General features: G+C 55.4%; 17 protein-coding genes. 15 read left to right on the forward strand and 2 right to left on the reverse strand.

Annotated elements, in window-relative coordinates:
- Window positions 1-61 precede the first annotated feature (61 nt).
- From ytfR to ACHHZ7_RS15755, 4 genes are all read left to right on the forward strand, one after another.
- Window positions 62-1,564: a galactofuranose ABC transporter, ATP-binding protein YtfR gene (gene ytfR, locus ACHHZ7_RS15740; protein ID WP_048212855.1), complete on the forward strand. Its 1,503-nt coding sequence runs from the start codon at window positions 62-64 to the stop codon at window positions 1,562-1,564.
- Between the two features lie 13 nt (window positions 1,565-1,577).
- Entirely contained in the window at window positions 1,578-2,600 is a 1,023-nt protein-coding gene (gene ytfT / locus ACHHZ7_RS15745; RefSeq protein WP_003830397.1) for a galactofuranose ABC transporter, ATP-binding protein YtfT, read from the forward strand.
- Window positions 2,587-3,588, forward strand: coding sequence for a galactofuranose ABC transporter, permease protein YjfF (gene yjfF, locus ACHHZ7_RS15750; protein ID WP_048215066.1), 1,002 nt, complete (start codon window positions 2,587-2,589; stop codon window positions 3,586-3,588). The genes ytfT and yjfF overlap by 14 nt, the downstream gene beginning before the upstream one ends.
- 103 nt (window positions 3,589-3,691) lie before the next feature.
- Window positions 3,692-4,804 carry a methyl-accepting chemotaxis protein gene (locus ACHHZ7_RS15755; protein WP_081003607.1) on the forward strand — a complete coding sequence of 371 codons (1,113 nt, stop codon included), beginning with the start codon at window positions 3,692-3,694 and terminating at the stop codon, window positions 4,802-4,804.
- Window positions 4,805-4,880: 76 nt separating this feature from the next.
- Here ACHHZ7_RS15755 and fbp read toward each other — a convergent pair whose 3' ends face one another.
- A complete protein-coding gene (fbp, locus tag ACHHZ7_RS15760; protein WP_003830390.1) occupies window positions 4,881-5,879 on the reverse strand; it encodes a class 1 fructose-bisphosphatase in 999 nt (332 codons plus the stop codon).
- Window positions 5,880-6,054: 175 nt separating this feature from the next.
- On the opposite strand from fbp, the gene mpl reads away from it, so the two are divergent.
- Entirely contained in the window at window positions 6,055-7,431 is a 1,377-nt protein-coding gene (gene mpl, locus ACHHZ7_RS15765; protein ID WP_060682833.1) for a UDP-N-acetylmuramate:L-alanyl-gamma-D-glutamyl-meso-diaminopimelate ligase, read from the forward strand.
- Window positions 7,432-7,530: 99 nt separating this feature from the next.
- On the opposite strand, the gene yjgA is transcribed toward mpl, so the two are convergent.
- A complete protein-coding gene (gene yjgA / locus ACHHZ7_RS15770) occupies window positions 7,531-8,082 on the reverse strand; it encodes a ribosome biogenesis factor YjgA (protein ID WP_008786039.1) in 552 nt (183 codons plus the stop codon).
- A gap of 95 nt (window positions 8,083-8,177) precedes the next feature.
- Between yjgA and pmbA the strand changes: the two genes are divergently transcribed.
- The 10 genes from pmbA (at window position 8,178) to ACHHZ7_RS15820 (ending at window position 15,861) form a co-directional block, all read left to right on the forward strand.
- Complete coding sequence (gene pmbA, locus ACHHZ7_RS15775; RefSeq protein ID WP_003830385.1) at window positions 8,178-9,530, forward strand: metalloprotease PmbA; 1,353 nt, start codon at window positions 8,178-8,180, stop codon at window positions 9,528-9,530.
- Window positions 9,531-9,616: 86 nt separating this feature from the next.
- Window positions 9,617-10,003, forward strand: coding sequence for a cytochrome b562 (gene cybC / locus ACHHZ7_RS15780; RefSeq protein WP_003025756.1), 387 nt, complete (start codon window positions 9,617-9,619; stop codon window positions 10,001-10,003).
- Window positions 10,004-10,335: 332 nt separating this feature from the next.
- The gene (locus tag ACHHZ7_RS15785; RefSeq protein WP_003025758.1) at window positions 10,336-10,644 is read left to right on the forward strand and encodes a glycine dehydrogenase; all 309 of its coding nucleotides are present in this window, start codon (window positions 10,336-10,338) and stop codon (window positions 10,642-10,644) included.
- 10 nt (window positions 10,645-10,654) lie between these two features.
- Window positions 10,655-11,017, forward strand: coding sequence for an SFCGS family glycine-rich protein (locus tag ACHHZ7_RS15790; protein ID WP_003830384.1), 363 nt, complete (start codon window positions 10,655-10,657; stop codon window positions 11,015-11,017).
- A 2-nt stretch (window positions 11,018-11,019) separates the two neighbouring features.
- Window positions 11,020-11,319: a DUF4312 family protein gene (locus ACHHZ7_RS15795; RefSeq protein ID WP_060682832.1), complete on the forward strand. Its 300-nt coding sequence runs from the start codon at window positions 11,020-11,022 to the stop codon at window positions 11,317-11,319.
- A gap of 23 nt (window positions 11,320-11,342) precedes the next feature.
- The gene (locus tag ACHHZ7_RS15800; protein ID WP_003025764.1) at window positions 11,343-12,119 is read left to right on the forward strand and encodes a DUF4311 domain-containing protein; all 777 of its coding nucleotides are present in this window, start codon (window positions 11,343-11,345) and stop codon (window positions 12,117-12,119) included.
- Between the two features lie 11 nt (window positions 12,120-12,130).
- The gene (locus tag ACHHZ7_RS15805; RefSeq protein ID WP_003830379.1) at window positions 12,131-12,775 is read left to right on the forward strand and encodes a DUF4310 family protein; all 645 of its coding nucleotides are present in this window, start codon (window positions 12,131-12,133) and stop codon (window positions 12,773-12,775) included.
- A gap of 113 nt (window positions 12,776-12,888) precedes the next feature.
- Window positions 12,889-14,022, forward strand: coding sequence for an amidohydrolase/deacetylase family metallohydrolase (locus tag ACHHZ7_RS15810; RefSeq protein WP_060682831.1), 1,134 nt, complete (start codon window positions 12,889-12,891; stop codon window positions 14,020-14,022).
- A complete protein-coding gene (locus tag ACHHZ7_RS15815; RefSeq protein ID WP_060682830.1) occupies window positions 14,006-15,124 on the forward strand; it encodes a DgaE family pyridoxal phosphate-dependent ammonia lyase in 1,119 nt (372 codons plus the stop codon). The genes ACHHZ7_RS15810 and ACHHZ7_RS15815 overlap by 17 nt, the downstream gene beginning before the upstream one ends.
- Window positions 15,121-15,861, forward strand: a complete 741-nt coding sequence (locus ACHHZ7_RS15820; RefSeq protein WP_060682829.1) for a KDGP aldolase family protein — start codon at window positions 15,121-15,123, stop codon at window positions 15,859-15,861. The genes ACHHZ7_RS15815 and ACHHZ7_RS15820 overlap by 4 nt, the downstream gene beginning before the upstream one ends.
- The last annotated feature ends 14 nt before the right edge of the window (window positions 15,862-15,875 follow it).

The following is a 15,875-nucleotide window of genomic DNA, read 5'->3' on the forward strand; positions in this document are numbered from 1 at the left end:
CATTACGCTCTTTTGTAGGCCGGATAAGCGTAGCGCCATCCGGCGTGATGCAGGGGGAACCATGACCACCGACCAACATCAGGAAATCCTCCGCACTGAAGGATTAAGCAAATTCTTTCCCGGCGTCAAAGCGTTGGATAACGTGGATTTCAGCTTGCGTCGTGGCGAGATTATGGCGCTGCTGGGAGAAAACGGAGCCGGCAAATCGACGCTCATCAAAGCGCTGACCGGCGTTTACCATGCCGATCGCGGCACTATCTGGCTCGAAGGCCAACCGATTTCCCCCAAAAACACCGCCCATGCCCAGCAACTGGGGATTGGCACCGTGTACCAGGAAGTGAACCTGCTGCCCAATATGTCGGTTGCCGATAACTTATTTATTGGCCGTGAGCCGCGGCGTTTTGGCCTGCTTCAGCGCAAGCAGATGGAAAAACGCGCGACGGAGCTGATGGCGTCATACGGTTTTTCCCTCGACGTGCGCGAGCCGCTGAACCGCTTTTCCGTGGCGATGCAACAAATCGTCGCCATCTGTCGGGCGATCGATCTCTCTGCGAAAGTGCTGATCCTCGATGAGCCGACCGCCAGCCTTGATACTCAGGAAGTTGAAATGCTGTTTGGCCTGATGCGACATCTGCGCGATCGGGGCGTCAGCCTGATCTTCGTCACCCACTTTCTTGATCAGGTTTATCAGGTCAGCGATCGCATTACCGTTCTGCGTAACGGCGGCTTCGTTGGCTGCCGTGAAACCCGAGAACTGCCTCAGATCGAACTGGTCAAAATGATGCTGGGCCGTGAACTGGATACCCATGCGCTACAGCGTGCGGGCCGCACGTTGCTGAGTGATAAACCGGTGGCGGCATTCAGCGGCTTTGGCAAAAAAGGCACCATCGCGCCATTTGATCTACAGGTGCGTCCCGGTGAGATCGTCGGTCTCGCCGGACTACTGGGATCCGGGCGAACGGAAACGGCGGAGGTGATCTTCGGTATTAAACCCGCCGACAGCGGAAGTGCGCTGATCAAAGGCAAACCGCAGACCTTGCGATCGCCACATCAGGCTTCGTGTCTGGGGATCGGTTTCTGTCCGGAGGATCGCAAAACGGATGGCATTATTGCCGCCGCTTCGGTGCGGGAAAACATCATTCTGGCATTGCAGGCACAGCGCGGCTGGCTGCGGCCTATCCCACGGAAAGAACAAAACGAGATTGCCGAGCGGTTTATCCGCCAGCTTGGTATTCGTACTCCGAACGCTGAGCAGCCGATCGAATTTCTCTCCGGCGGCAATCAGCAAAAAGTATTGCTCTCGCGTTGGTTACTGACCAAACCGCAGTTCCTGATCCTCGATGAACCCACGCGTGGGATCGACGTTGGCGCGCATGCGGAGATCATCCGTCTGATCGAAACGCTGTGCGCGGATGGTCTGGCGCTGCTGGTCATTTCATCCGAACTGGAAGAGTTAGTGGGCTATGCCGATCGGGTCATTATTATGCGCGATCGCAAACAGGTGGCCGAGATCCCCCTGGCTGAACTGTCCGTACCGGCGATCATGAACGCCATTGCGGCCTAAGGAGACTATGGTGATGCCTCAATCTCTCCCTCAATCCAATCCGTCTAAACGGCGGTTCCGTTGGCCAAAGGGGATGCCACAGCTGGTGGCGTTACTGCTGGTGCTGCTGGTGGATAGCCTGGTCGCTCCGCATTTCTACCAGGTGATTTTGCAGGATGGTCGGCTGTTCGGTAGCCCGATTGATATTCTCAACCGTGCCGCGCCCGTGGCGCTGTTGGCGATTGGTATGACGCTGGTGATTGCTACCGGCGGCATCGACCTTTCCGTGGGGGCCGTCATGGCTATTGCTGGCGCCACTACCGCGGCGATGACGGTAGCCGGGCACAGTCTGCCGGTAGTGCTGCTTGCCGCCTTAGGCTCCGGCATTCTGGCTGGGCTGTGGAATGGGATTCTGGTGGCCATCCTCAAGATCCAACCGTTTGTCGCCACGCTAATCCTGATGGTGGCCGGGCGCGGGGTGGCGCAGCTTATCACCTCCGGGCAGATCGTCACCTTTAACTCGCCCGAACTGTCATGGTTTGGCAGCGGCTCGCTCTTACTATTCCCCACGCCGGTAATTATTGCACTGCTCACGCTGGTGGTGTTCTGGCTGCTGACGCGGAAAACGGCGCTGGGTATGTTTATCGAAGCGGTGGGTATCAACATTCGTGCGGCAAAAAACGCCGGGGTGAACACCCGCATTATCGTGATGCTCACCTATGTGCTGAGCGGCCTGTGCGCGGCTATCGCTGGCATTATCGTCACGGCGGACATTCGCGGGGCAGATGCCAATAACGCCGGATTATGGCTGGAGCTGGATGCCATCCTGGCGGTGGTTATCGGCGGCGGGTCGCTGATGGGCGGGCGCTTTAACCTGCTGCTGTCGGTGGTAGGCGCATTGATTATTCAGGGCATGAACACCGGGATTTTGCTATCGGGCTTCCAGCCGGAACTGAATCAGGTGGTCAAAGCCGTGGTGGTGTTGTGTGTGCTGGTCGTGCAGTCGCAACGCTTTATCAGCCTGATAAAAGGAGTGCGTGGTCATGATAAAACGTAATTTACCGCTGATGATCACCCTCGGCGTGTTTGTGCTGGGTTATCTCTACTGCCTGACGCAGTTTCCCGCTTTTGCTTCCACCAGGGTCATTTGCAATATCCTGACCGATAACGCCTTTCTGGGCATCATTGCCGTAGGCATGACCTTCGTGATCCTTTCTGGCGGGATCGACCTTTCCGTTGGCTCGGTGATCGCCTTTACCGGCGTATTTCTGGCGAAGGCCATTGGCTATTGGGGTATTTCCCCGCTGCTGGCGTTCCCTTTGGTTTTGCTGATGGGCTGCGCGTTTGGTGCGTTTATGGGGTTACTGATTGATGCGCTGAAGATCCCGGCATTTATTATCACTCTGGCGGGAATGTTCTTCCTGCGCGGCGTCAGCTATCTGGTCTCAGAAGAATCCATCCCAATTAACCATCCGGTTTATGACATGCTCTCAAGCCTGGCATGGAAAATTCCCGGCGGTGGTCGCCTGAGCGCGATGGGATTGCTGATGCTGGCGGTTGTTGTCATCGGCATATTCCTGGCGCACCGTACGCGCTTTGGTAATCAGGTTTACGCGATTGGCGGCAACGCCACTTCTGCCAACCTGATGGGCATCTCAACCCGCAGCACCACCATCCGCATTTATATGCTGTCTACCGGGCTTGCGACGCTTGCCGGCATTGTCTTTTCCATTTACACCCAGGCGGGCTATGCGCTGGCGGGCGTTGGCGTCGAACTGGATGCGATAGCCTCAGTTGTGATTGGCGGAACGCTGCTCAGCGGTGGGGTCGGTACAGTGTTAGGGACGTTGTTTGGTGTCGCCATTCAGGGGCTGATCCAGACCTACATTAATTTTGACGGCACATTAAGTTCCTGGTGGACGAAGATCGCGATTGGCATTTTATTGTTTATTTTTATAGCGTTACAACGCGGTCTGACGGTGCTTTGGGAAAATCGTCAAAGCTCGCCGGTTACCCGAGTGGGTACGGCGGCAACACCAAAGTAACATCCTGATTTTGCACAAAACATTTAAATACCTAAACTTTTTCCGGTTGTAGTCGATAGGTTCTGTACAGGTCTGTTTTAACCCTACAACCGGAAATATAACGATGCCAAAATCCCTTTCAATTCGATCAAGTTTGTTGGTGTTATTGTCTCTGCTGACGTTCCTTCTGTTACTGACCGGTGGCATGGGGCTATATGCGTCTACCCGTGTCATTACCTCGTTGATTTATCACGGTATTATGAGCGCTACAATGTTGGCTGCTATCGCATTGCTGGCGGTCATTTGGTTTATGCTGCGAAATAAGTTTCTCAAACCGTTGGATAACATGGTTGAGCAACTGGAACGTCTGGCAACGGGGGATTTGTCGCCGGTTACCGCGTTGTCGGCCAGCGCCGAATTCAACCGCCTGAACGCGGCAATGGATGACATGCGCCATGCGCTGGGCGACTCGGTACAGCGCGTACGCGATGCCAGCTCGCAAATTGATATTGGCAGTCGTGAACTGACGGCCGGGAACCAGCATCTGGCGCAACGCACTGAATCGACAGCCACTTCGCTGGAGCAGACCGCCGCCAGCATGGAAGAACTCACGGCGACGGTGAAACAGAATGCGCAGAACGCGGAACAGGCGCACCAGCTGGCAAAATCGGTGTCGGATACTGCCGATCGCGGTAGCGAAATGGTGTGCTATGTGATCGAGAAAATGCGCGATATTTCCGGCAGTTCCAGCCGAATCGCCGATATCCTCAGCGTGATTGACGGCATTGCTTTCCAGACCAATATTCTGGCGCTCAATGCTTCCGTTGAAGCGGCGCGGGCTGGTGAGCAGGGGCGGGGCTTTGCGGTTGTGGCAGGTGAAGTGCGTAATCTGGCCAGCCGCAGCGCCGAGGCGGCCAAAGAGATCCGTACGCTAATCAGCGATTCGCACACCCATGTGGGGGAAGGCAGTGAACTGGCGCAGCAGGCGGGCGAAACCATGGATGAAATCGCGACCGAGGTTATGCGTATGACCAAACTGATGCGTGAAATTGCCAGTGCGTCCCAGGAACAGAGTCGCGGCATAGAGCAGGTGAATATTGCGGTAATTCAGATGGATGAAACGGCGCAGCAAAACGCGGCGCTGGTGCAGCAGTCTTCAGCGGCTACCCGCTCGCTGGAAGAGCAGTCTTCAGCGCTAATCGAAGCAATGGCCGTATTTAAGCTACAGAAAGCGTAAGCAGACGATGGATTTTGTAGGCCGGATGGCAACGCTACGCGTTTTATCCGGCCTACGTCCGTGCGATGAATGATACTTACGCGTCCGGGAACTCGCGGATAAAGCGTTCTACATCTTCAACCATATGGTCGTTACCCACGAAGAAGGAGCGGCGCTGGTGCAGGCTTTCTGGGGTGATATCCAGAATGCGTTCTTTACCATCGCTGGCTTTGCCGCCCGCCTGCTCGGCCAGGAAGGCCATCGGGTTGCATTCATACAGCAGACGCAGTTTCCCTTGCGGGTGGCTGGCGGTGCTTGGGTACAAGTAGATCCCGCCTTTCAGCAGATTGCGATGGAAATCCGCAACCAGAGAGCCAATGTAGCGCGAGGTATACGGGCGCTGGGTTGGCTTATCTTCTTCCTGGCAGAATTTAATGTACTTCTTCACGCCGTTCGGGAATTTGATGTAGTTGCCTTCGTTAATGGAGTACGTGCTGCCTTTCGCCGGGAAGCGCATACGTTCCTGGCTGAGGCAGAATACGCCCAGAGAAGGATCGTAGGTGAAGGCATGTACGCCACAGCCGGTGGTATACACCAGCATGGTGGAAGAACCATAAACAACGTAACCTGCAGCAACCTGCTTGTTGCCCGGCTGCAGGAAATCCTCTTCCGTGACCGGTGTGCCGACTGGGGTTACGCGGCGGTAAATAGAGAAAATCGTACCGACAGAGACGTTAACATCGATGTTGGATGAGCCATCCAGCGGATCCATTAGCACAACGTATTTAGCGTGTTCACAGCCTTCAAAGACGACGATTTCATCTTCTTCTTCTGAGGCAATGCCCGCCACAATGTCGCGCGCCTTCAGTGCAGCTTTCAGTTTTTCGTTCGCGAACAGATCGAGTTTTTGTTGAACCTCTCCCTGCACGTTCTCAGCACCGCTGGCACCCAGGATATCGACCAGACCGGCCTTATTGATATCGCGGTGGATGATCTTGGCGCCCAGCTTTATTGCCGACAACAAAGCAGTGAGTTCACCGGTAGCATGAGAAAACTCGTGCTGCTTTTCGACAATAAATTCACCTAACGTTTTCATAACACTTTCCCTGCAATTTATGTGGAGTAAAGCGACCGCAACAATATTAACAAATATTTCCATTGCTGCGCTTAGGTGAATCGCGCCAGCAAACTGCGGAATATCCTGAAATGCGTTTCTCACTTGCCGGACATGTGCGTAAAATGGCCCCCAGATTAAAAAAGGATAGTGACGTATGCGCATTCATATTTTGGGAATTTGTGGCACTTTCATGGGCGGTCTGGCGATGCTGGCGCGCTCGCTCGGTCATGAAGTAACCGGTTCGGACGCCAATGTGTATCCGCCGATGAGTACCTTACTTGAGAAGCAAGGCATTGATCTGATTCAGGGTTACGATGCCAGCCAGCTCGACCCACAGCCGGACCTGGTGATCATCGGCAATGCCATGACCCGTGGTAATCCGTGCGTGGAAGCGGTGCTGGAAAAGAACATTCCGTACATGTCTGGCCCGCAGTGGCTGCATGACTTTGTCTTGCGCGATCGCTGGGTACTGGCGGTTGCGGGTACGCACGGCAAAACCACTACCGCCGGAATGGCGACCTGGATCCTCGAAGCCTGCGGCTATAAACCTGGCTTTGTGATCGGCGGCGTTCCGGGCAACTTTGAGGTTTCCGCGCGCCTCGGCGAGAGCGACTTCTTCGTGATTGAAGCGGATGAGTACGACTGTGCGTTCTTCGACAAGCGTTCTAAATTCGTGCATTACTGCCCGCGCACGCTGATCCTCAATAACCTTGAGTTCGATCACGCGGATATCTTTGACGATCTGAAAGCTATTCAGAAACAGTTCCATCACCTGGTGCGTATCGTGCCGGGCCAGGGACGCATCATCTACCCGGAAAACGACATCAATCTGAAACAGACGATGGCGATGGGCTGCTGGAGCGAACAAGAGCTGGTGGGCGAACAAGGTCACTGGCAGGCGAAAAAACTGACCACCGATGCCTCCGAGTGGGAAGTGTGGCTGGACGGTGAAAAAGTCGGCGAAGTGAAGTGGGGCCTGGTGGGCGAGCACAACATGCACAACGGCCTGATGGCGATTGCAGCCGCGCGTCATGTTGGCGTCGTGCCTGCGGATGCGGCCAATGCATTGGGCTCGTTCATCAACGCCCGTCGCCGTCTTGAGCTGCGCGGTGAAGCCAATGGCGTGATGGTGTATGACGATTTTGCCCATCACCCGACGGCCATTCTGGCAACGCTTGCGGCACTGCGCGGTAAAGTGGGCGGCACGGCGCGCATCATCGCGGTGCTGGAACCTCGCTCGAACACCATGAAAATGGGCCTGTGCAAAGATGACCTGGCGCCGTCGTTAGGGCGTGCAGACGAAGTGTTCCTGCTGCAACCCCCGCACATTCCGTGGCAGGTAGCAGAAGTCGCTGAAGCCTGCGTTCAGCCGGCACACTGGAGCGGCGATGTGGATGCACTGGCAGATATGGTGGTGAAAACCGCACAGCCAGGCGATCACATTCTGGTAATGAGCAACGGCGGGTTTGGCGGTATTCATCAAAAACTGCTGGATGGTCTGGCGAAGAAAGCTCAGGCAGAAGAAGAGTAAAAAAATGCCCGGTGGCGCTACGCTTACCGGGCCTACAACGGATCGTAGGCCGGATAAGGTATTTGCACCGCCATCCGGCACTTTCGGCGGACGAAGAGGTTAGGCCTCGTTTTCCGCCAGTTCACGCAGATACTGGAAGATCTGGCGGGAAGATTTTGGCGGCTTGTTGCCCGCTTTTTCTTTCCTGGCGTTACGCACCAGCGAACGCAGTTGCTGACGGTCGGCGTCAGGCCACAGGTTCATCACTTCTTCGATAGCTTCATCGCTACCGTCAACCATACGGTCACGCAGTTGCTCCAGCTTATGGAAGACAACGACCTGTTGGTTGTGACGGTTTTTCAGCTTGTCCAGCGCCTGACGGATAGGATCAACATCGCGCTGGCGCAACATTTTGCCAATCAGCTGCAGCTGACGACGGCGACCTTCCATCTTAATACGCTGGGCCAGCTCAATCGCGGCACGTAAATCCGCATCGAGCGGGATTTTATCCAGCGCGTTTTTCCCCAGTTTTACCAGTTCCACACCCAGGTGTTTTAACTCCTCGGCGTCACGTTTTATTTCACTTTTACTGACCCAGATAATTTCATCGTCTTCGTCTTCGATGTCATCACCGGGAACGTCGTCGAGCCAGTCTTCGGGCTGCTTAGTCATGTCAGGCTCCTTAAAAAAAGAGGCTAATGTTACCAGTTAAGATGCGCACTGAAAAACGGTTCTCTGTTAGACTTCAGAGAAACTCTCTCTACATTATGGCATTTGCGATGAAAGTAATCTCACAAGTTGAAGCGCAGCGTAAGATTCTGGAAGAAGCAGTCTCGACGGCACTGGAATTAGCGTCAGGTAAGTCGGATGGCGCGGAAGTCGCTGTAAGCAAGACCACGGGTATTAGCGTCAGCACCCGTTATGGTGAAGTGGAGAACGTCGAATTCAATAGCGATGGTGCACTGGGGATTACGGTTTACCACCAGAACCGTAAGGGCAGCGCATCGTCCACCGATTTAAGCCCGCAGGCGATTGCACGCACCGTGCAGGCCGCGCTGGACATTGCACGTTACACTTCGCCGGACCCGTGCGCGGGCGTGGCAGATAAAGAACTGCTGGCCTTTGATGCGCCCGATCTGGACCTGTTCCACCCGGCGGAAGTTTCCCCTGACGAAGCTATCGAACTGGCTGCCCGCGCTGAACAGGCGGCGTTGCAGGCCGACAAACGCATCACCAACACCGAAGGCGGCAGCTTTAACAGCCACTATGGTATCAAAGTGTTTGGCAACAGCCACGGTATGCTGCAGGGCTACTGCTCCACGCGCCATTCCCTTTCCAGCTGCGTAATCGCAGAAGAAAATGGTGATATGGAGCGTGATTACGCTTACACCATTGGCCGGGCGATGGGCGATCTGCAAACGCCGGAGTGGGTGGGGGCAGACTGCGCTCGCCGTACCTTATCTCGCCTGTCTCCGCGAAAGCTTTCCACCATGAAAGCGCCGGTGATTTTCGCCAATGAAGTGGCGACCGGACTGTTCGGACACCTGGTTGGCGCCATTGCGGGCGGCTCGGTGTACCGCAAATCCACCTTCCTGCTCGACTCGCTGGGCAAGCAAATTCTGCCGGAATGGCTGACCATTGAAGAACATCCGCACCTGCTGAAAGGGCTGGCGTCTTCACCGTTCGACAGCGAAGGCGTACGGACCGAACGCCGCGACATTATTAAAGACGGTGTGCTGACTCAGTGGCTGCTGACCAATTATTCTGCACGTAAGCTGGGGCTTAAGAGCACCGGACATGCAGGCGGGATCCACAACTGGCGAATTCCGGGACAGGGTCTAAGCTTCGAGCAGTTGCTCAAAGAGATGGGCACAGGTCTTGTGGTTACCGAGCTGATGGGACAGGGCGTAAGCGGCATTACCGGCGATTACTCGCGCGGCGCGGCGGGCTTCTGGGTCGAAAACGGCGAAATTCAGTACCCGGTGAGTGAAATTACCATCGCCGGTAACTTAAAAGAGATGTGGCGTAATATCGTCACCGTCGGCAACGATATTGAAACGCGCAGTAATATTCAGTGTGGTTCGGTCCTGTTGCCGGAGATGAAGATCGCCGGGCAATAATACCCGTCATACTTCAAGCTGTGGCGTGAATTATTGAGGGTATCTGGCGTTTGTTTATTTTTGAATAATAAAAAAGGAAGTGAGCAATGCGTAAACACCTGTTAGCGATCGTCGCAGCTTCAACGCTGGTTCTTGGTTCTTCTGCGTTTGCAGCCGATCTTGAAGACGATATGGGGATCCTCAACGACAACCTGAAAATCGTCGAAAAAACGGATAATGCGACTGAACTGAAAGATGCGTTAACCAAAATGCGTGCAGCTGCGCTGGACGCGCAAAAGGGAACGCCGCCGAAGCTGGAAAACAAATCCCCGGACAGCCCGGAGATGAAGGATTTCCGCCACGGCTTTGACACGCTGATCGGTCAGATCGACGGTGCGTTGAAGCTGGCGAACGAAGGTAAAGTTAAAGAGGCGAAAGCCGTTGCGGAAGAGCTGAAAACCACGCGCAACGAAAACCACAAGAAGTTCCGCTAATCTGCGCTATCCGGCCTGCATACCCGTAGGTCGGATACAACACCCCGCTACTGCACGTCCCATAAGTAAACGCTATCCCCATCACATTTTTTCATTTTTATCGCCCATTCATTGTTCGCACTTCCTTCCATTTTTCTGCTCGCTCTTGCGATCTCAATCACATTCTTCCAGTGATAAATCGTGGTTCCAGCTCTTTTTGCGGCACAGATCACTATCGCTGCACACCTTTCCACTTCGAAGTGGAAAACAACTTGCTACAAACTCATAACCTCCGTCGCTAATTTATCCTCAGAGACATTAACGGGGTAAGACGAGTGAATAACGGAGCTGTAATGAATGACATGGGGGAATCGGTGGAACTGGCCGACCGCATGCTGGCGCAGGTGTATGCCTTGCTGCGTGAACGCAACATTATTCCCAACGCCGTACAGGAACAGATGCTGACGTCGCATGTTCGCGCCATGGCGCACCGCTCGGTAACGGGTGAACCCTTACCAGAGGTCGATGCCAGCTTGTTTGATGAAATATCTGCCGAATCAATGGCGCTTGCCCGCGACGTGGTCGCCGAGTTTGGCAATCTTCCTGAGGAAGAGGCCTGGCTGCTGTCGGTGCACTTCGAAGTCGCGAAAGACAACCTTTAAGGAGCAAAAGATGGAACAGATTACCGTAGTGATTGGCGATCGTCTGGGTAAAGGCCAGAAAGTGGCGGCAGGCGTAGAGAAAGCGGGTGGCCGTGCCGTTGTGGTGCCGGGCGTTGCAGCAGATATGAAGCTGGGTGACGTGATGAAAGCGGAAAACGCCACCTTTGGTATCTCGTTTTGCGGCAGCGGTGGTGCGGGTGCGATTACCGCGCAGACCAAATACGGCTACAAGGCGAAATACGGCATGCGCTCGGTCGATGAAGGGGTAACCGCCATCAACGAAGGGTGCAACGTACTGGGATTCGGCTTTATGGACAAAGAAGAGCTCGGCGAGCGCCTGGTGCAGGCGTGGCAAAAGAAACACGGCGCTTAAGCATGAAAGAGCAATTCACCACCACGGTGAGAGTCACGGGTAAGGGCGAGACCAAAGCTCGTGCCTTTGCCGATTGCCTGAACCACGTTCAGGCTGCGGTGATGAAAGCGTCGCCGCATATCTTACTGCGTATTGAGCCACAGGATGTGCAGGTTGTTCAAGCGCGTGAATCGGTGCGTAAAGAGGCGTTTTTATTCCTCTTTTTGCGCCGGGAAAGACGCACTTTCAGCGTGGAGCTGGACGTGACCGTCAACGTGACTGCCATCAATCTCGAGAAGGTGGATTTCGTTACGCAACGCTGATTTTTCTATTAAAAGGCATAATTATGTTCCTGATAATATTAATAAAATCGCTCATCATCGGCGCGTTGGTTGGCGTTGGTGTCGGCGCTGGGGCTGCACGCATGTTTCATGCGCCTACCACTCAAGGGATGGGCGCGTTTCGTACTCTGGGAGAACTGAATTCCTGCGAAGGGGATCCGGCTTCTCACTTCTCGTTCGGCCTGGGTTTCTTCTTTAACGCTTGGGCTTCCTCTGTTGCGGCGGGGGCGTTCACGCAGGACGTCGACCATCGCATCATCCCCAACTGGGGCGCCGCCGCGCTGATGATTAAAAATCGCAACGTCGGTGAAACGCTGCACGACCCCAAACGCATGGCAATTGCCTGCGGCGTTATCGGGATGATCGTGGTGACCTTCCTGAACCTCACCGCATCATCCGTACCGGAAGCGTTGCAGGTTACCGCCGTCAAGGTACTGGTGCCCGCGGCTAACCTGCTGGTTAACACCGTGATGCCAGTAATCTTCTGGCTGGCGGCGATCGACGCCGGTAAGAAATCTGGCTTCTGGGCCACCGTTTTTGGCGGCGCGGCGCAGCTGATCATGGGTAACGCCGTTCCGGGTCTGGTTCTCGGCATTCTGATCGGCAAAGGTGTTGAAGAGAGCGGCTGGAACCACGTCACTAAAGTGATGATGGTGGCTATCGTCGCGCTGTTTGTCCTGAGTGGCTTCTTCCGTGGCTTCGATATGAAGATGATCGAATCCTTCCATCTGACCGTGCCTAACTGGCTCGAACTTATCCACAACTCGCTCAGCGGCAAATAACGGAGGTCATCATGGAACAGAATAAAGGTTTTTGGTTCGCTGACTGGTCGTTCCCGATCTTCGTGGGCCTGCTCTCCTCTGGCGTGTTTGCCGGAACACACATGTACTACCTGTACGGTATTGGCGCATTTAACGAAGTGGCTTTTGTGGCGATGCTGAAGGCGGGAATGGATACCGGATCCTACGGAGCAGTGGCGGCATTTGGCGCAAGCTTCCTGTTTGCCCGCATCATTGAAGGTTCGCTGGTGGGGATTTTGGATATCGGCGGGGCGATTCAGACCGGGGTTGGGTTAGGTGTTCCGGCGCTGCTGCTGGGTGCGGGCATTATCTTCCCGGTCGCCAACTTCGCCGCCTCGCTGGTCACCGGTCTGGTGATTGGTCTGGCGATTGGCTACATCATCATTCTGGCGCGTAAGTTCACCATCAACCAGAGCGACTCGACCTACGGTGCGGACGTCATGATGGGGGCCGGTAACGCCTCCGGACGCTTCCTCGGGCCGTTGATTATCCTCAGCGCGATGACGGCTTCGATTCCTATCGGAATCGGTTCTCTGGCAGGCGCGCTGCTGTTTTACCTGTGGCAAAAACCGATTACCGGCGGGGCGATCCTCGGCGCGATGATCCTCGGGTCCATCTTCCCGATTGCCATTAGTTGATGGTGTGTCGTTGTAGGCCGGATAAGGCGCAGCCGCCATCCGGCAATGACGCCTGATGGCGCTGCGCTTATCAGGCCTACACGACCGCCCCCATTTCAACAGGAGAGAGAGACATGTTTGATTTACTCCTGCGCCGTGCGCGCCTCGTTGACGATACGGTGAGCGATATTGCGCTCAAAGACGGCAAGATCGCGGCGTTGGGTGACGTTAATGGCACGGCGCTGAAAACCATCGAGCTGGGCGGTGAGTGCTACGTCAGCGCAGGCTGGATTGACTCCCACGTTCATTGCTACCCGAAATCCCCGATTTATCACGACCAGCCGGATAGCGTTGGTATTGCGACCGGCGTCACTACCGTAGTGGATGCGGGCAGCACCGGGGCGGATGACATCGACGATTTTTACACCCTGACCCGGGAAGCTGCCACCGAAGTGTACGCGTTGCTGAATATCTCCCGCGTTGGGCTTATTGCCCAGAACGAGCTGGCCAACATGGCCAATATTGACGCTGATGCGGTGCGAGAGGCGGTGAAACGCCACCCTGATTTTATCGTCGGTCTGAAGGCACGTATGAGCAGCAGCGTAGTCGGTGAAAATGGCATCACGCCGCTGGATCGCGCCAAAGCGATGCAAGCGCAGAACGGTGATCTGCCGCTGATGGTGCACATCGGCAACAACCCGCCGGACCTGGATGAGATCGCCGAGCGCCTGAGCGCGGGTGACATCATTACCCACTGTTACAACGGTAAGCCGAATCGCATTCTGACACCGCAAGGTGAGCTACGGGCGTCAGTGACGCGGGCGATTTCACGCGGCGTGCGTCTGGACGTTGGGCATGGCACCGCCAGCCTGAGCTTTGCGGTGGCAAAACGCGCTATCGAACTGGGTATTTTGCCGCACACCATTAGCTCCGATATTTACTGTCGTAACCGTATCAGCGGCCCGGTGCATTCCCTGGCGAATGTAATGTCGAAATTCCTCGCCATTGGGATGTCGCTTCCGCAGGTCATTGAATGTGTTACCGCCAATGCCGCCGATGGTCTGCGCCTGAAACAGAAGGGGCGGCTGCAGGTCGGTCTGGATGCCGATTTAACCCTCTTTACGCTTAAGCGCCAGCCAACCGTGCTGGTAGATGCAGAAAACGACAGCCTGCAGGCTGAACAACTGCTGGTGCCGCTTGCCGCAATACGTGCGGGCAAGGGCTATATGACCGAACAAGGGAGCGCGGAACATGCCTTCGATTTTTGAGAAATACGATTTAAAACAGGTGATTAATACCTCCGGCCGCATGACGGCGCTCGGCGTTTCCACGCCGCGACCAGAAGTGGTTGAAGCCGCGATGGCGGGGATGAACCAATATTTCGAGATGAAAGACCTGGTCAATAAAACCGGCGACTACATCGCGAAATTACTGGAAGTGGAAGGGGCAACGGTTGTCTCTTGCGCCTCGGCCGGGATCGCCCTGTCGGTGGCTGGCGTATTGGTTAAAGACAGCGACTGGCTGCTGGAGAACCTGCACGTCACGCCCATCGAGAACAACGAAATCGTGCTGCCCAGAGGTCACAACGTCAACTTTGGCGCACCGGTGGGCACCATGGTAGCGCTTGGCGGCGGCAAGTTAGTGGAAGCCGGTTATGCCAACGAATGTTCCGCGGCACAGCTGGCGGCGGCCATTACACCGCGTACGGCGGCCATTCTGTATATCAAATCTCACCACTGCGTCCAGAAAAGTATGCTCAGCGTGGAGCAGGCTGCGGTGGTGGCTCGTACGCATAATCTGCCGCTGATCGTGGACGCGGCGGCGGAAGAGGATTTGCAGTGCTACTACCGGGTTGGTGCAGATCTGGTGATTTATAGCGGCGCCAAGGCGATAGAAGGACCAACCAGCGGTCTGGTGATTGGTAAAACCCAATATGTTGAGTGGGTGAAGCGCCAGACGGCGGGGATTGGCCGGGCGATGAAGGTGGGCAAAGAGGGAATTCTTGGCCTGACCTGCGCCATCGAACTGTATCTGAACGCGCAGAAAGAGAGCGGCGCGGAGATGGTCGAGAAAATGACGCCGTTCATTAATGCGTTGAACCAGCTTAACGGCGTGAGCGCCCGCGTGGTGTGGGATAGTGCAGGACGCGACATCGCACGCACGGAAATTAAGTTTGATGAAGCGGTAACCGGGATCGCCACGGGGGAACTGGTCAACGCGCTGAAACAGGGGGAGTACGCGATTTACTTCCGTGGTTACAAAGCCAATGAAGGCATTATCGAAGCCGATGTGCGTAGCGTCGATCGCGCGCAGCTGGAGATTGTGGCCCGTCGAATTGGTGAAGTGATTTCGCAGGAGAAAAACGCATGAAACTGACCCCTAACTTTTATCGCGACCGCGTCTGCCTGAACGTGCTGGCAGGCTCCAAAGAAAATGCCCGGGATATTTATGCGGCGGCGGAAGGACACGTGCTGGTTGGCGTGTTGTCAAAAAATTACCCGGATGTCGCAAGCGCGGTAGCGGATATGCGTGAATACGCGGCCCTTATCGACAATGCGCTCTCCGTGGGGCTGGGGGCGGGCGATCCTAACCAGTCGGCGATGGTCAGTGAAATCTCTCGTCAGGTGCAGCCACAGCATGTCAATCAGGTCTTTACCGGCGTGGCTACCAGTCGCGCGCTGCTGGGCCAGCAGGAGACAGTGGTCAACGGTCTGGTCTCGCCAACCGGCACGCCGGGCAGGGTGAAAATCTCCACTGGTCCGCTAAGCAGCCAGTCGCCGGACGGTATTGTACCGATAGAAACCGCGATTGCGCTGCTCAAAGACATGGGCGGTAGCTCAATTAAATACTTCCCGATGGGCGGCCTGAAATGCCGTGACGAGTACATTGCGGTCGCGCAGGCCTGCGCCCGTCATGACTTCTGGCTTGAGCCAACCGGCGGTATCGATCTGGATAATTTCACTGAAATCCTGCAAATTGCCCTCGATGCCGGAGTGAGTAAAATCATTCCTCACATCTATAGTTCGATTATTGATAAGGTGAGTGGTAACACTCGTCCGGACGACGTACGCCAGCTGATGGCGATGACCCGGGCCTGCGTAGGCTAACTGACTGATGAGGA

This window comes from Citrobacter freundii complex sp. 2024EL-00216 (assembly GCF_043945515.1).
Lineage (GTDB): Bacteria > Pseudomonadota > Gammaproteobacteria > Enterobacterales > Enterobacteriaceae > Citrobacter > Citrobacter portucalensis.

What these genes read in the sequence shown, in the direction of transcription:
- ytfR (WP_048212855.1), top strand. Translation starts at nt 62, where the DNA reads ATGACCACCGACCAACATCAGGAAATCCTCCGCACTGAAGGATTAAGC.
- ytfT (WP_003830397.1), top strand. Translation starts at nt 1,578, where the DNA reads ATGCCTCAATCTCTCCCTCAATCCAATCCGTCTAAACGGCGGTTCCGT.
- yjfF (WP_048215066.1), top strand. Translation starts at nt 2,587, where the DNA reads ATGATAAAACGTAATTTACCGCTGATGATCACCCTCGGCGTGTTTGTG.
- ACHHZ7_RS15755 (WP_081003607.1), top strand. Translation starts at nt 3,692, where the DNA reads ATGCCAAAATCCCTTTCAATTCGATCAAGTTTGTTGGTGTTATTGTCT.
- fbp (WP_003830390.1), bottom strand. Translation starts at nt 5,879, where the DNA reads ATGAAAACGTTAGGTGAATTTATTGTCGAAAAGCAGCACGAGTTTTCT.
- mpl (WP_060682833.1), top strand. Translation starts at nt 6,055, where the DNA reads ATGCGCATTCATATTTTGGGAATTTGTGGCACTTTCATGGGCGGTCTG.
- yjgA (WP_008786039.1), bottom strand. Translation starts at nt 8,082, where the DNA reads ATGACTAAGCAGCCCGAAGACTGGCTCGACGACGTTCCCGGTGATGAC.
- pmbA (WP_003830385.1), top strand. Translation starts at nt 8,178, where the DNA reads ATGGCATTTGCGATGAAAGTAATCTCACAAGTTGAAGCGCAGCGTAAG.
- cybC (WP_003025756.1), top strand. Translation starts at nt 9,617, where the DNA reads ATGCGTAAACACCTGTTAGCGATCGTCGCAGCTTCAACGCTGGTTCTT.
- ACHHZ7_RS15785 (WP_003025758.1), top strand. Translation starts at nt 10,336, where the DNA reads ATGAATGACATGGGGGAATCGGTGGAACTGGCCGACCGCATGCTGGCG.
- ACHHZ7_RS15790 (WP_003830384.1), top strand. Translation starts at nt 10,655, where the DNA reads ATGGAACAGATTACCGTAGTGATTGGCGATCGTCTGGGTAAAGGCCAG.
- ACHHZ7_RS15795 (WP_060682832.1), top strand. Translation starts at nt 11,020, where the DNA reads ATGAAAGAGCAATTCACCACCACGGTGAGAGTCACGGGTAAGGGCGAG.
- ACHHZ7_RS15800 (WP_003025764.1), top strand. Translation starts at nt 11,343, where the DNA reads ATGTTCCTGATAATATTAATAAAATCGCTCATCATCGGCGCGTTGGTT.
- ACHHZ7_RS15805 (WP_003830379.1), top strand. Translation starts at nt 12,131, where the DNA reads ATGGAACAGAATAAAGGTTTTTGGTTCGCTGACTGGTCGTTCCCGATC.
- ACHHZ7_RS15810 (WP_060682831.1), top strand. Translation starts at nt 12,889, where the DNA reads ATGTTTGATTTACTCCTGCGCCGTGCGCGCCTCGTTGACGATACGGTG.
- ACHHZ7_RS15815 (WP_060682830.1), top strand. Translation starts at nt 14,006, where the DNA reads ATGCCTTCGATTTTTGAGAAATACGATTTAAAACAGGTGATTAATACC.
- ACHHZ7_RS15820 (WP_060682829.1), top strand. Translation starts at nt 15,121, where the DNA reads ATGAAACTGACCCCTAACTTTTATCGCGACCGCGTCTGCCTGAACGTG.